Origin of the sequence: Bradyrhizobium sp. SZCCHNRI3043, assembly GCF_032377735.1 — a bacterium.
Classification (GTDB): domain Bacteria; phylum Pseudomonadota; class Alphaproteobacteria; order Rhizobiales; family Xanthobacteraceae; genus Bradyrhizobium.
The window spans coordinates 1-13,958 of the sequence record NZ_JAUHID010000010.1; the positions used below are offsets into that span (position 1 = coordinate 1).

Annotated in this window: 10 protein-coding genes; 7 read left to right on the forward strand and 3 right to left on the reverse strand. The window is 64.9% G+C overall.

The window, feature by feature from the left end; translation table 11 throughout:
- Together QX124_RS20025 and QX124_RS20030 are read right to left on the reverse strand one after the other, a co-directional pair.
- Positions 1-1,107: fatty acid desaturase (locus tag QX124_RS20025; protein WP_409997718.1), on the reverse strand; the 1,107-nt coding region annotated here is incomplete at its 3' end.
- Positions 1,108-1,407: 300 nt separating this feature from the next.
- On the reverse strand, positions 1,408-2,487 hold the full coding sequence (locus QX124_RS20030; protein ID WP_315798058.1) for an AI-2E family transporter: 1,080 nt from the start codon (positions 2,485-2,487) through the stop codon (positions 1,408-1,410).
- Positions 2,488-3,273: 786 nt separating this feature from the next.
- Here QX124_RS20030 and QX124_RS20035 point away from each other — a divergent pair.
- The 7 genes from QX124_RS20035 (at position 3,274) to QX124_RS20065 (ending at position 10,820) form a co-directional block, all read left to right on the forward strand.
- Entirely contained in the window at positions 3,274-4,449 is a 1,176-nt protein-coding gene (locus tag QX124_RS20035; protein ID WP_315798059.1) for a transporter substrate-binding domain-containing protein, read from the forward strand.
- 14 nt (positions 4,450-4,463) lie between these two features.
- A complete protein-coding gene (locus QX124_RS20040) occupies positions 4,464-5,087 on the forward strand; it encodes an ANTAR domain-containing response regulator (protein ID WP_315737327.1) in 624 nt (207 codons plus the stop codon).
- A 240-nt stretch (positions 5,088-5,327) separates the two neighbouring features.
- Positions 5,328-6,203, forward strand: coding sequence for a nitrilase family protein (locus QX124_RS20045; RefSeq protein WP_315798060.1), 876 nt, complete (start codon positions 5,328-5,330; stop codon positions 6,201-6,203).
- Positions 6,204-6,252: 49 nt separating this feature from the next.
- The gene (locus QX124_RS20050; RefSeq protein WP_315798061.1) at positions 6,253-7,413 is read left to right on the forward strand and encodes a substrate-binding protein; all 1,161 of its coding nucleotides are present in this window, start codon (positions 6,253-6,255) and stop codon (positions 7,411-7,413) included.
- A 62-nt stretch (positions 7,414-7,475) separates the two neighbouring features.
- Positions 7,476-8,312 carry a branched-chain amino acid ABC transporter permease gene (locus QX124_RS20055; RefSeq protein ID WP_315772549.1) on the forward strand — a complete coding sequence of 279 codons (837 nt, stop codon included), beginning with the start codon at positions 7,476-7,478 and terminating at the stop codon, positions 8,310-8,312.
- Between the two features lie 34 nt (positions 8,313-8,346).
- Positions 8,347-10,122, forward strand: a complete 1,776-nt coding sequence (locus QX124_RS20060; protein ID WP_315798062.1) for an ABC transporter permease subunit — start codon at positions 8,347-8,349, stop codon at positions 10,120-10,122.
- A complete protein-coding gene (locus QX124_RS20065) occupies positions 10,119-10,820 on the forward strand; it encodes an ABC transporter ATP-binding protein (RefSeq protein ID WP_315798063.1) in 702 nt (233 codons plus the stop codon). The genes QX124_RS20060 and QX124_RS20065 overlap by 4 nt, the downstream gene beginning before the upstream one ends.
- Here the strand turns inward: QX124_RS20065 and QX124_RS20070 are convergent.
- Positions 10,817-13,939 (reverse strand): CusA/CzcA family heavy metal efflux RND transporter, encoded by a 3,123-nt coding sequence (locus tag QX124_RS20070; protein ID WP_315798064.1) that lies wholly within the window; start codon positions 13,937-13,939, stop codon positions 10,817-10,819. The two genes, QX124_RS20065 and QX124_RS20070, sit on opposite strands and share 4 nt — an antisense overlap.
- Positions 13,940-13,958: the final 19 nt, after the last annotated feature.

Genomic DNA, 13,958 nt, shown 5'->3' on the forward strand with positions numbered 1-13,958 from the left:
GGCTTCGCGGAACGACACCAGCCGGCGCTGCGACTCGTCCCACAGCACCAGCCGGACGCAGCGCAGGCTCTCCGGCAGCGTGATGCGGCCGATCTCGCGCAGTTCGGGATGATCGCGCAGCACGACCGGCAGCCGGTAATAGGGAATCCGGCTCGAGAGATGGTGGACGTGGTGGATGCCGATATTGGCGGTCAGCCAGTGCAGCCATCCCGGCAGGTCGTAGTGTGAGCTGCCGTAGAGCGCGGCCTGCTGCATCGTCCAGCGCTCGTCCCGCTCCCAGACGGTGTGCTCGAACTGATGCTGGACATAGAACAGCCACACGCCGGCCATGGCGGCGAGCAGCATGATCGGGAGATGCACGACCAGGAACGCCTGGATGCCGATGAGCCACATCAGCCCGGCAACCACCAGGGCAATGCCGAAATTGGTGGCCATCGTGCTGATCCAGGGCGACCAGCCGGCCCGCATGAGACCGAACGGCAGACGGTGCTGCAGGAAGAACAAATACGCAGGCCCTGCCACGAACATGACCAGCGGGTGGCGGTACAGCCGGTAGCGCAGCCGCGCCCAGGCCGACCGCGCCTGATATTCCCGCACGGTCAACGTATCGATGTCGCCTATTCCGCGCCGATCGAGGTTGCCGCTGGTGGCGTGGTGGATCGCATGGGTGCGCCGCCACCAGTCGTAGGGCGTCAGGGTCAGCACACCGAGGACACGGCCGACCCAGTCGTTCGCCTGACGCCCGGCGAAGAAGGTGCCATGGCCGCAATCGTGCTGGATCATGAACAGACGCACCAGGAAACCGCCGGCGGGGATCGCGATGAGCAACGAAGCCCAGGCATGGCCGAGCGAGAACGCGAACCAGGCGGCCGTCCACAGGGCCACCAGCGGCACGGCGGTGATCACCAGCTCGGTCACGCTGCGCAGGCGGTTTGGCGTGCGGTAGCTGCTGAGAATCTGCATCCAGTAGCGGGCATCGGCCGCGGCGCGGCCCTCGTTATCGCCGGCGCGCAGCGTGGCGCGGTCCTTGGGCGGCACAATCGCCATCGCGACTGGCTGATCGAACTGCAATGTCGTCTCCACCTTGTGTTCTTGGCGATCGCGCATGGCGAGACCGCGGCCAAATGGACCCCTGCGGACCGCCGAACAGGCTGCAGGAGTTCGAAATCACGAGCTATCGTCGGTTTAACCGCCGTCGAAGCCAAATGGTTCATCGTGCGCCTGACAACGAACCGCTCTGGAAGAGAAAGTCTGGGACGTGGACGCCCGTCAGGAGACGGGTAAAGAGCGCATGCGGCGGATCAATGAACTTAACCCGTCGAACGCCTCATGGCTAGGAGAGGACGGGTTACGATCCGTTAATCCGCCCGATGAAATGCGCGCTCCACATTGTGCACCGCGTTCCCCTCATCCCGTCCCGCGCGTGGCATCCGGCGCCAAGGCCTCCTCACAGCGCGAGGTCGAGAAGATGTCCCAGATCGCGATGAACATTGCCGCGATCACCGGCCCGATGACGAACCCGTTGAGGCCGAATGCCTCGATCCCGCCCAATGTCGAAATCAGCACCACATAGTCGGGCATCTTGGTGTCCTGTCCGACCAGGATCGGACGCAGGACATTGTCGACGAGACCGATGACGAGGGCGCCATAGGCGATCAGGACCACACCCTGCCAGATCGATCCGATGGCAAGAAGATAGAGCGCGACCGGAAACCAGACGAGGCCCGCTCCCACTGCCGGAAGCAAGGACAGGAAGGCCATCACGACTGCCCACAGCAGGGGCGCGTTGATGCCGAGGAACCAGAACATCAGGCCGCCCAGCGCGCCTTGCGCCAGAGCGACGAGCAGACTGCCCTTCACCGTCGCGCGGATGACCACGGTGAACTTCCGCAGCAGCGCATCGCGTTGCTCCGGGCGCAGGGGAATGGCGCTCTTGATGCGCTCGGATAGCGTCTCTTCGTCACGCAGCAGGAAGAACAGCAGATAGACCATGATGAACAGATTGACGAAGACCTCGAACGTACCCTGTCCGATCACGAGCGCCTGGCTCGCAATGACCTCGCTGCCCTTCAGCAGGACGGCCGACAGCTTGCCCTTCATTCCGGCGAGGCTGCCGAGTCCGAAGCGGTTGAGCAGATCGACGACCCATGTCGGAAGCGCGGCCAGCATCTTCTGGAAATACTGTCCGATGTCGAGCTGACCGGACTGCATCTGTTTGTAGACAGCGGATGCCTCCTGTGCCAGCGACGCCCCGATCAGCGACAGCGGAAGGATGACGATCACGACGAAGATCAACACCACGACGGCCGCCGCCAGGCCGTGTCGGCCGTGCATCGACCGCGCCAACCAACGGTGCAGCGGAACGAAGACGATGACGCCGACGACGCCCCACAGAACCGCGCCGTAGAACGGCAGCAGGATCCACCCGAACATCAGCGATATCGCGACGAGCAAGAGAAGCAGGGCTCGGTCTTCGAGGCTACGCATCTGGCTTTCCTAGCGGACCGGGACCATGACTTGGACCCGTTCCTTCATCTACAGCGGACGGTTTGCCGCCTGGTCGCGAGATGGTCAACGTTCGAATTCGACTTTGGCCCCTGCCACGACGCGACGTTGCCGGCGAAAACATGCTCCAGAACGCCGAATTTGTCTGCCGTTCCAGCAACAACGCCGATTTCAAGAGCCTGCTCGAAAAATAAAACGATTCTGAAAATCAGCAAATCAGGCGTATAAGGTCCGCGTTCCGGTCCGGATGAGGGGCGTACGCGTCGTCACGAGACGTTGGACCGGCAATGCGGTGGACGCGAGGGCATCGGCGCGCATCATGTGTGCGGACGAACGATGCGCTTCGCGGACGTGAAATCGCGTGGTCCTGGCCTCCCGGTGCTGAGGCTGGAGGTTGCGGAGTCCTGATGAGCTCTGCGATCGACGGGGTCAATCAAGCCGGTCCCCGGGGAGATCGCGTATAAGCGTTAAAACCTCCGCGCAGGGAATGCCGGGATGTCTCGGCTGACCTGTGGTGACTGCCGCCTGCTTTTTTTCTGCAGGCGGGCCATGGGTGCGGCCAGCGCCCGGCATTCCCTGCGCCCTCATCGGTTCACGAGGGCCCGCCTGCCGCATGATCCGGACGCCCTGGCGTCGCGGCGATGCTGCGGCTTGCCTGATCGGGATCCCTGCCTGCGGCCCCGCCCCCGGTTGCCAACCGCACGGCGAGCCGCAATAGTCCGCGCTTCCGAGCCGGCCCGACCGGCCCGTTGACCTGGAGGCATGATGATGACGACGAGACCGGCCGCAAAATCATCCGACAAGGATGTCTGGCGCGTCGGCGTGCTGTTCTCGCGCAGCGGCCTGATGGAGGTCACGGAGTCCGAGCACTTCTTCGGCACCGCGCTGGCGATCCAGGAGATCAACCGGGACGGCGGCGTGCTCGGCCGCGAGATCGAGGTCATCGCCTATGATCCAGGCTCGCAGCCGGAAACGTTCCGCAAGCTCGCCGACCGCCTGCTCACCGAGGACGGCGCTTCCGTGATCTTCGGCTGCTCGACCTCGGCCGAGCGCAAGGCGGTGCTGCCGGCGATCGAGCGTCGCAACGGCCTGCTCTGGTATCCGTCGCTCTACGAGGGTTTTGAATATTCGCCGAACGTGATCTACACGGGACCGGCGCCGAACCAGAACGCGTTCCAGCTCGCCGAATACATCGTGCGCAAGCACGGCCCGCGCGTCTATATGATCGGCTCGGACTACATCTACCCGCGCGAATCCAACCGCATCATGCGCGACCTCGTCGAGTCCTATGCCGGCCGCGTCGTCGGCGAGCAATATGTGACGATGGAGGCTGGAGACGCCGAACTCGCACGCGGGCTCGACGCCATCAGGAACGCCGCGCCCGACGTGGTGTTCTCGACCATCGTCGGCCGCACCGCGCAGCGCTTCTACCGGATGTATGCACAGGCGGGCTTCGATCCGAAGCGGCTGCCCATCGCCAGTCTCACAATGGCTGAAGGCGAGGTCCGCGCCATCGGCGCCGAATACTGCGCGGGTCACCTCACCGCGGCGAGCTATTTCGGTACGCTCGCGCGCGACAGCAACGACCGCTTCAAGGCGGCGTTCGCCGCCGCCTTCGGCCCCGACAAGCCGGTCAGCATGTGGAGCGCCTCGGCCTATGCGCAGATCAAGCTGTTCGCGCTGGCGCTGGCGCAGGCGGGCAGCCTCGACACCCAGAAGCTGGTGGAAGCTGCGCTCGGCCTCAGCCTCGATGCGCCGGAAGGACCGATCCGGATCGATCCCGACAATAACCATGTCTGGGTGACGCCGCGGATCGGACGCGTCCGCGCCGACGGCCAGTTCGACATCGTCTGGGAGAGCAAGAGCCCGATCAAGCCCGATCCCTATCTTTCGGTGTCGCCGATCGGCGGCCGCTGGCTGAGCGAAGAGGCGCTGTCGGCATGAGGCCGGATGACCGCATGAAGCCCGGCGTGCGCCGCCTCATCGAGGAGCTGCGCGGCGCCCGCGTGCTGGTGATCCATCCACGCGACGCCGAGGGGGACGCGCTGATCGACCAGCTCAAGCGCATCGGCTGCAACGTGCGCGGCGTATGGCCGCCGCCGGCCGCGATCCCGCACGACATCGACACGGTGTTCCAGCTGATCGAGACCTCGGAGGAGATGATCTTTCCGGAAGGCACCAGCGATCATCCCCTCACCTTCATCGCCATCGTCGACTACGAGAACCCGACCATCCTGAAGCGACTGCTCGACAGCAATGCACATGGCGTCGTCAACAAGCCGATCCGATCGTTCGGCATTTTGTCGTCGCTGGTGCTGGCGCGCTCGCTGCGCGGCTATACGCGGCGGCTCGAGGGCAAGGTGCAGAAGCTCGAGGAGACCTTGAAGGCGCGGCGCGACGTCGACAAGGCGGTGAAGATCCTGATGGGGCTGAAGCAGGTCGGCGAGGTCGAGGCTTACGAGCTGATCCGCGCGCAGGCGACGCAGAAGCGCGTCGCGATGGCCGACATCGCAATCTCCATCATCAATGCACAGGAGACGCTCGGAGGACTGGGGGTGCTGGATGCGCCGGCCTCGCGCTGAGCGGGTGTTTCCGCGCTCATGCGTTGGGCAGCCGCGGCCCGAAATTTTTGCAGCCGATGGCGTTGACTTCGTATCAAGCATGGGAATTACTTGAGGCCATCGCGGACATCGGATGTCCGCCAATGGCCGGTCGGCCATTTCACATCAGGCTATGCAGCCCTCGCATTGCGCCGCAAGGCGCAGTCGGGGGCTTTTTGTTTGGCGCGCGCGGACCTCGCGAACGCAACGGAGACTCGTGCCTTGACGACGGATGACGACAGCAAAGTGCGGATCGCCTGCATCCAGATGCAGCCGATGGTCGGCGAGTTGGCAACCAACCTCGCCCACAGCCTCGATCTGATCCAACAGGCGGTGGCGCAAGGCGCCAACCTCGTGGTGCTGCCCGAGCTTGCCTCCTCCGGCTACGTGTTCAAGTCGCGCGAGGAGGCCTTCGCCGCCTCCGAGACTATCCCTGGCGGTCCCGCCGTGACGGCCTGGAGCGAGATCGCGGCCGAGCACGGCCTGCATCTCGTGGCCGGGATCTGCGAGCGCGACGGCGCAAAGCTCTACAACAGCGCGGTGCTGATCGGGCCGAAGGGCTACATCGGCACGTTCCGCAAGGTACACCTGTGGAACGAGGAGAACCTGTATTTCGAGCCCGGCAATCTCGGCTTCCCCGTCTACCACACCGAGATCGGCCGCATCGGCATGGCGATCTGCTACGATGGCTGGTTCCCGGAGAGCTATCGCCTCAACGCGCTGCAGGGCGCCGATATCGTCTGCGTGCCGACCAACTGGGTTCCGATCCCCGGCCAGGTGCCGGGCCGCGAGGCCATGGCCAACATTCTGGCGATGGCGGCGGCGCATTCCAACTCGATCTTCATCGCCTGCGCTGACCGCGTCGGCGTCGAGCGCGGCCAGCCGTTCGAGGGCCAGAGCCTGATCGTCAGCTACACCGGCTGGCCCGTCGCCGGCCCCGCGAGCCGCGATAAGGAGGAGATCGTGATTGCCGACGTCGCGCTCGGCGAGGCCCGCCGCGCCCGCAACTGGAACGCCTTCAACCAGGTCCTGCGCGACCGCCGCTCCGACGTCTATGACGAGATGCTCGGCAGCGAGGTCAAACGGGGTTGGTACTGACTGCTTCACAACGACTTTTCAGCTTTCGACCATTCACGGAGGACAATCGATGAAGTTGCGTTTGATCACCACCTCGCTGGCGCTCGCCCTTGCGGCGACGGCACTCTCCCCTGCTTTGGCCGCCGATCCGATCAAGATCGGCGTCCCCGTCGGCCTGTCCGGCGCCAACTCCGTCGTCGCTCCCTCGGTGGTGCAGTCGGCCGAGCTCGCAGTTGAGGAGATCAACGCCAAGGGCGGCGTGCTCGGCCGCAAGCTCGCGCTCGAGGTCGCCGATGACGCCTCGGGCGCCGCCGGCGCGCAGAAGGCATTCGACGCACTGATCTTCCAGAAGAAGGTCAACGTGCTGATCTCGATGGAGACCAGCGCGGCCCGCAATGCCGGCCTGCCGATCGTCGCCCGCGGCAAGACGCCCTACATCTACACCTCGTTCTACGAGGGCAAGTCCTGCAGCCCCTATCTGTATGTCAACGCCTGGGTGCCGGACCAGCAGGTGCCGCCGATCGTCGACTACTTCAACAAGGAGAAGAAGGCGAAGAACTATTTCCTGATCGGCTCCGACTACGCCTTCGGCCGCGGCATGCTCGGCTTCACCAAGAGCTACATCGAGAAGACCGGCGGCAAGGTGGTCGGCGAGGAATATCTGCCGATGGATGGCTCCGACTGGACGTCGATCATCTCCAAGCTCAAGGCATCGGGTGCGGACGCGCTGATCACCTCGACCGCGGGCGGCGCACCGAACGTGACCCTGACGAAGCAGTTGCGCGCCGCCGGCGTGAACCTGCCTTACGGCAACCTCGCCGTCGACGAGGGCACCGCCAAGGGCATGGGCGCTGATGCCGCCGGCATCTTCCTCTCCGCCTCCTACGTGACCGGCATCGACACGCCCGCCAACAAGACGTTCCTGGCGGCGATGGCCAAGAAGTTCGGTGCCGAGCTCAAGACGCCGAACGATCTCTCGGTCCCGGAATATGAGGCGGTCTACGCCTACAAGGCGGCGGCCGAGAAGGCCGGCAGCACCGACCAGGACAAGGTCCTGAAGGCGTTGGCCGAGGTCTCGGTCGACGGCCCGCGCGGCACGATCAAGATGGACAAGCAGCGCCATGCGCCGCTGACGATGTATCTCGGCCAGGTCCAGGCCGACGGCAGCGTGAAGGTGATCCAGAGCTTCCAGAACGTCGATCCCGGCGCACAGTGCCCGGGCAAGTCCTGATCGCGTATGATGACGGCGAGGCGGACCGTAGTCCGCCTCGCACCTCTCGACTGGAAATGACCATGCTGACCGTCGCCCTTGATGCCGTCACGACGGCCGCCATGCTCTTCATCATCGCCGCCGGCCTGCTGATCGTGTTCGGCGTCATGAAGATCATCAATTTCGCCCATGCCGCCTTTCTGACCGTCGGCGCCTATGCCGCGCTGGTCGGCACGCAGTTGAACCTGCCCTGGTTCCTGATCCTGCCGCTTGCCTTTGCTGCCGGCGCCGTCTGCGGCGGGGTCACCGAGGTCGTGATCGTGCGGCGTCTCTACAAGCGCCCGCTCGATGCGATCCTCGCCACCTGGGGACTCGGAATCGTGCTCGGACAGCTCATTACGTTGATGTTCGGCCGCGAGGTCCAGTTCGTGCAGGCGCCAATCTCAGGCACGATCCATCTGTTCGGGGCGGACTATTCGGCCTACCGGCTGGTGATGATCGTCGCGGCCATCATTGTCGGCCTGCTGTTCACCGCCCTGCTCAACGGGACGCGGCTCGGCCTGTCGACCAAGGCCGTGATCATGAACGAAATGCTGGCGCAGGGCCTCGGCGTCGATTCCTCGCGCGTCAGGCTCATCACCTTCGCGCTCGGCAGCGGGCTCGCTGCGCTTTCGGGCGCGCTGATCACGCCGCTGTCGAGCGTCGATCCGAACATGGGCGTGCCCTGGCTGATCGGCGCGTTCATGCTGGTCATGGTGTCCGGCGGCTCGCTGCTGGCACTGGCCGGCTCCTGTGCCGTGCTCGGGACGTTGCAGGTTCTCGTCTCCACCTTCGTCAACCCCATCCTTGGCGGGCTGACCATTGCGATCTGCGCTGCCATCGTGCTGCGGATCCGCCCGGAGGGTTTTGCCCGTGCCTGATGCGCGCCCCCTCGCCTCTCCCGAGACGCCTGCAATGAGCCGTGCGATGCCGCGCATGATCGTCCCGGTGGTGCTCGTGGCCATCGCGGCCGGCGTGATCGTCATCGCGCCGCTGCTGCTCGATACCTACCTCGTGAACATCCTGGTGCGTGCCTGCTTCGTCGCCATCGCCGCCATTACCGTCGACATCATGTGGGGCTATTGCGGCACGCTGACCTTCGGCCAGTCCGCGTTCTTCGGCATCGGCGCCTATGCGCTCGCAATCATGTTCACCGAATATGGCTTCGGCACCTGGCAGGTGTGTGCAGCGATCGCCGCCGCGGTGACGATCGCTGCAGCTGTCGCAGCTTTCACTGGCTGGCTGTCGTTCTATCCCGGCTCGACACCGCTCTACGCCTCGGTGATCTCTCTGGTGGTGCCGATCGTGCTGGTGCAGATCCTCTATTCCGGCGGCACCTTCACCGGCTCGTCCAGCGGCCTCGTCGGCTTCGAGAGCTTCGATCTGGAGATCGAGACCTGGCTGCGCCTCGCCGGTCTCGGGCTGCTTGCCACGGCCGTGCTGGCGCTCATCCTGATGCGCAGCGACACCGGGCGCCTGCTTGCAGCGCTGCGCGACAACGACGCGCGCTGCACCTATCTCGGCATCGACACCTCGCGGCTGCGCATCATCGTGCTCGTGCTGTCCGCGATCGTGTCTGCGCTCGCCGGCTTCTTCTACGCGGGCTTCGGCGCCGTCGCCGCGCCCGAGAACGCCAGCTTCACTTTCGGCACTAACCTCGTGATCATGGTCGCGCTCGGCGGCCGCGGCACCGTGATCGGTCCGGTGATCGGCGCGCTTTGCATCGAGGTGGCGAGCGCCTACCTTGCCAATAGCCTCCCCTATGTGTGGGAGCTGATCGTCGGGCTTGCGCTGATCATCGTGATCCTTGTCTTCCCGGACGGCCTGCTTGGCGCTGTGATGCGCCTGTTCAAGCGCGGTGGTTCGGGACGGAGCACTGCGACGACGCTGCGCCCGGCCGCCGCCGCCACGGCGGTCAGCAATCCGGACGCCGTTGCAATCGAAGTTCGCGCGCTCGGCAAGCATTATGGCAGTCTCGCAGTGCTGGACGGCGTGCAGTTCACGGCATATCGCGGCGAATTGCTGAGCCTCGTCGGTCCTAACGGGGCCGGCAAGACCACCTTGATCCGTTGCCTCTCCGACGGCCGCGAGCGCTCGACCGGCGACGTCGCGATCGCCGGCCATGACATCGTACGGCTGCCGCCGGATAACGTCGTCCGTTTTGGTCTCGGGCGCAAGTTCCAGACGGCTTCGGTGTTCGAGACGCTGACCGTCGCCGAGTGCCTGCGCGTCGCGCGGACACATGCTGATCCTCCTGCAATGACGTCGCGCGCGGTGACGCTGGCGCTGCCGCCTGCAGCCATGTCGGTCGTCGAACGCTCCGGGCTCAGCGAGCGGCTCGATGAGGAAGCGCGCAATCTGAGCCACGGGCTCAAGCAGGCACTTGAGCTCGCGATGGTGCTGTCGCTCGAGCCCGACGTGCTGCTGCTGGATGAGCCAACCGCCGGACTGACGCGCGCGGAACGGCAGAGCTTCGCCGACATCCTCACCGCCCTCGCCCGTCGCGACCGGCTCTGCATCCTCCTGGTCGAGCACGATCTCGATTTCGTCCGCGAGATCTCCTCGCGCATCATCGTGCTGCACCAGGGGCGCCTCGCGCTCGACGGCTCGGTCGACGAGGTCGTGAACAGCGATCTGGTGCGTGAAATATACACCGGACAGCATGTCCTGCATGCGGAGACCCTCGCATGAGCAGCGTCCTGGAAGTCAGCGATCTGGCGAGCGGCTACGGCTCGTCGGAGGTGATCAGCAATGTCGGCTTTGCGCTCGGCAAAGCCGAAACCCTTGCCATCGTCGGCAAGAACGGCATGGGCAAGACCTCGCTGCTCAAGGCCATCGTCGGCTTCCTGCCGGCCTGGCGCGGCCGAGTGAAACTTGCAGGCAAGGACGTGACGCGGGTGGCGCCGCATCTGAAGCGGAAGATGGGGCTGGTCTATGTTCCCCAGGAACATGCGCTGTTCCAGGACCTGTCGGTGCGCGACAATCTCAGACTTGGCGTGCTCACGGACGATGACATGAGCGCGCGTTTCGAGCAGGTCGGCGGCTGGTTTCCGGTGCTGACCAAGCGGCTGAGCCAGCGGGCCGGCACGCTGTCCGGCGGCGAGCAGAAGATGCTGATCGTGGCGCGCGCGCTGATGGCGAAGCCCGACGTGCTGCTGCTCGACGAGGTCACGGAAGGTCTGCAGCCGTCCGTCGTCGACCGGCTGTCCGAGGTGCTGGTGCGGGTCCGGCGCGAGATCGGCACCTCCATGATCGTGGTCGAGCAGCATCTGCCGTTCGCGCTTTCGATCAGCGACAGATACCTCGTGTTCAAGCGCGGCGAGATCGTTGATGCCGCCGCGGTCGATCGTGACTCCGCCGCGCGCATCGACGAGCACATGCGCATCTAGCGGACCCGTCGCCGCGAGAACAGCGAGATCAGGACCGGCAGCGTGATGAGGATGACCACCGGCGCCAGCATCATGCCGGTGACCACGACGATCGCGAGCGGCTTCTGCACCTGCGAGCCGATGCCGGTCGACACCGCGGCCGGCATCAGGCCGATGCCGGCGACGACGCAGGTCATCAGCACCGGCCGAAGCTGCAATTCGCCGGTGCGGATGACCGCCTCGATGCGGTCGACGCCCTCGTCGATCAGCTGGTTGAACTGCGACAGGATGATGATGCCGTCCATCACGGCGATGCCGAACAGCGCGATGAAGCCGATCGCGGCCGACACGCTGAACGGAATGCCCGACAACACGAGGCCGACGACGCCGCCGAAGATCGCCATCGGGATCACGCTCATCGCCAGCAGCGTGTCGACCATCGAGCCGAAATTGAACCACAAGAGCACGCCGATCAGAGCGAGGCTGATCGGCACCACGATCGACAACCGTTTGATTGCGTCCTGCAGATTGCCGAACTCGCCGACCCACTCGACGCGTGAGCCCGGCGGCAACTGCACCTGCTCGGCGACCTTCTGCTGCGCCTCCTGGATCGCACTGCCGAGATCACGCTCGCGCACCGAGAACTTGATCGGCAGATAGCGCTCCTGCTGCTCGCGATAGATATAGGCCGCGCCCGAGACCAGCTTGATGGTCGCGACCTCGCTCAGCGGAATCTGGGTGATGCCGTTCGGCCCCTGCGCGCCGATGCGCAAATTCTCGATCGCCTCCGCACTCTTGCGATATTCCGGCGCCAGACGGACGATGATCGGGAAATGCCGGTCGCTGCCCGGCTCGTAGAGATCTCCCGCAGTGTCACCGCCGATCGCGACCTTGATGGTGGCGTTGATGTCGCCCGGTGCAAGGCCGTAGCGCGCGGCCTTGGCGCGGTCGATGTCGATCTGGACCGTCGGCTGGCCGAGCGAGGTGAACACCGCAAGGTCGGTGACGCCCTGCACCGTCGCCAGCACCTGCTTGATCTTGTTGGCGGTGTCCGTCAGCGCCTGCAGATCATTGCCATAGAGCTTGATCGAGTTCTCGCCCTTCACGCCGGACACGGCTTCCGAAACGTTGTCCTGCAGATATTGCGAAAAGTTGAACTCGACACCGGGAAAGCGGTCGTCGAGCTGCTTCAGCAGCTCCGCAGTGAGCTGGTCCTTGTCCTTGGTGCCGGGCCAGTCCTTGACCGGCTTCAGCGGCGCGAAGAACTCGGCATTGAAGAAGCCCGCGGCATCGGTGCCGTCGTCGGGACGGCCGTGCTGCGAGACCACCGCATCGACCTCGGGCCGCGCGCGGATGATCTTGCGCATCTCGTTGACGTAGGCGTTGCCTTCCTGCAGCGAGATCGTCGGCGGCAGGGTCGCACGGATCCAGAGATTGCCCTCCTCCAGCTTGGGCAGGAATTCCAAGCCCAGCAGTCGGCCAACCACCACCGTCAGCAATACGAGGCCGATCGCGCCGGTCATCACCAGGTTGCGATTGCCGACAGCCCAGCGCAGCACCGGCAAATAGATCGCGTGCAGCAGTCGCATCAGGCGCGTCTCGGTCTCCTCGACATGCGCCGGAAGGATGATCGCACTGAGCGCGGGCGTGACCGTGAAGGTCGCGAGCAGACCGCCGGCGAGCGCATAGGCGTAGGTGCGCGCCATCGGCCCGAAGATGTTGCCCTCGACGCCGCTGAGCGTGAACAGCGGCAGAAACGCGGCGATGATGATGGCTGCGGCAAAGAAGATCGAGCGCGACACGTCCGCCGCGGCCGACAGGATCGCGTGGCCCTTCATGCCCATCATCGTTTCCGGTGAGATGTGGCTCTCCTCGGCTGCCGATAGCGGCGTGGTCTGCGTCAGCCGGCGGAAGATCGCCTCGACCATGATCACGGTGGCATCGACGATCAGGCCGAAATCGATTGCACCGACCGACAGCAGGTTGGCGGACTCGCCGCGCAGCACCAGGATGATGACGGCAAAGAACAGCGCGAACGGAATGGTGGCGCCGACGATCAGCGCGCTGCGCAGATTGCCCAGGAAAATCCACTGCAGCAGCACGATCAGGCCGATGCCGACCACCATGTTGTGCAGCACGGTGTGGGTCGTGGTGTCGATCAGGTCCTTGCGGTCGTAGATGCGCTCGATACGCACGCCGGGCGGCAGGATCGTCGAATTGTTGATCTGATCGACCAGTTGCTCGACGCGGGCGATCGTCGGCGAGCTCTGCTCGCCGCGCCGCATCAGCACGATGCCCTGGACGATGTCGTCATTGTTGTTCAGGCCGGCGATGCCGAGCCGCGGCTTCTCCGCCACCGTGACATTGGCGACGTCCTTCACCAGCACCGGGTTGCCGCCGCTCTGCGACACCATGGTGTTGGCGAGGTCGTCCATCGAGCGGATCAGGCCGACACCGCGCACGACCGCCGACTGCGTGCCGATCTCGACCGTGTTGCCGCCGACGTTGATGTTGGAGTTGCCGACCGCCTGCAAGAGCTGCGGCAGGGTCAGGCCGTTCGCGACGAGCTTGTTGAAGTCGACCTGGATCTCATAAGTCTTGGTCTTGCCGCCCCAGCCGGTGACGTCGATGACGCCAGGCACCGCGCGGAAGCGGCGCTGTAGCACCCAGTCCTGCAAGGTCTTGAGGTCGAGCACGCTGTAGCCCGGCGGACCGCGCAAGCGATAGCGATAGATTTCGCCGACCGCGCTGAGCGGTGAGATCTGCGGCGTGACGTTGCCCGGCAGCGGCGACAGTTGCGACAGGCGATTCAGCACCTGCTGCAAGGCTTCATCGTAGGTGTAGTCGAACGAGAACTGCAGCTTGACGTCGGACAGGCCATACAGCGAGATCGTGCGGATGTTGCGCAGGTTCTTGATGCCCGCGACCTGGGTCTCGATCGGGATCGTAATGTAGCGCTCGATCTCCTCGGCCGAGAGGCCGGGGCTCTGCGTCACGATGTCGACCATCGGCGGGGTCGGATCTGGATAGGCCTCGATGTTGAGCTGGCGGAATGCGATCAGACCTCCGATCAGGACGGCGACGAACATTCCGACCATCAGGAAGCGCCGCTGAACGGCGATGGCGACGAGACGGTCCATTCAGATCGGCACTTTCAGG

What these genes read in the sequence shown, in the direction of transcription:
- QX124_RS20070 (WP_315798064.1), bottom strand. Translation starts at nt 13,939, where the DNA reads ATGGACCGTCTCGTCGCCATCGCCGTTCAGCGGCGCTTCCTGATGGTC.
- QX124_RS20055 (WP_315772549.1), top strand. Translation starts at nt 7,476, where the DNA reads ATGCTGACCGTCGCCCTTGATGCCGTCACGACGGCCGCCATGCTCTTC.
- QX124_RS20030 (WP_315798058.1), bottom strand. Translation starts at nt 2,487, where the DNA reads ATGCGTAGCCTCGAAGACCGAGCCCTGCTTCTCTTGCTCGTCGCGATA.
- QX124_RS20040 (WP_315737327.1), top strand. Translation starts at nt 4,464, where the DNA reads ATGAAGCCCGGCGTGCGCCGCCTCATCGAGGAGCTGCGCGGCGCCCGC.
- QX124_RS20035 (WP_315798059.1), top strand. Translation starts at nt 3,274, where the DNA reads ATGACGACGAGACCGGCCGCAAAATCATCCGACAAGGATGTCTGGCGC.
- QX124_RS20065 (WP_315798063.1), top strand. Translation starts at nt 10,119, where the DNA reads ATGAGCAGCGTCCTGGAAGTCAGCGATCTGGCGAGCGGCTACGGCTCG.
- QX124_RS20060 (WP_315798062.1), top strand. Translation starts at nt 8,347, where the DNA reads ATGAGCCGTGCGATGCCGCGCATGATCGTCCCGGTGGTGCTCGTGGCC.
- QX124_RS20050 (WP_315798061.1), top strand. Translation starts at nt 6,253, where the DNA reads ATGAAGTTGCGTTTGATCACCACCTCGCTGGCGCTCGCCCTTGCGGCG.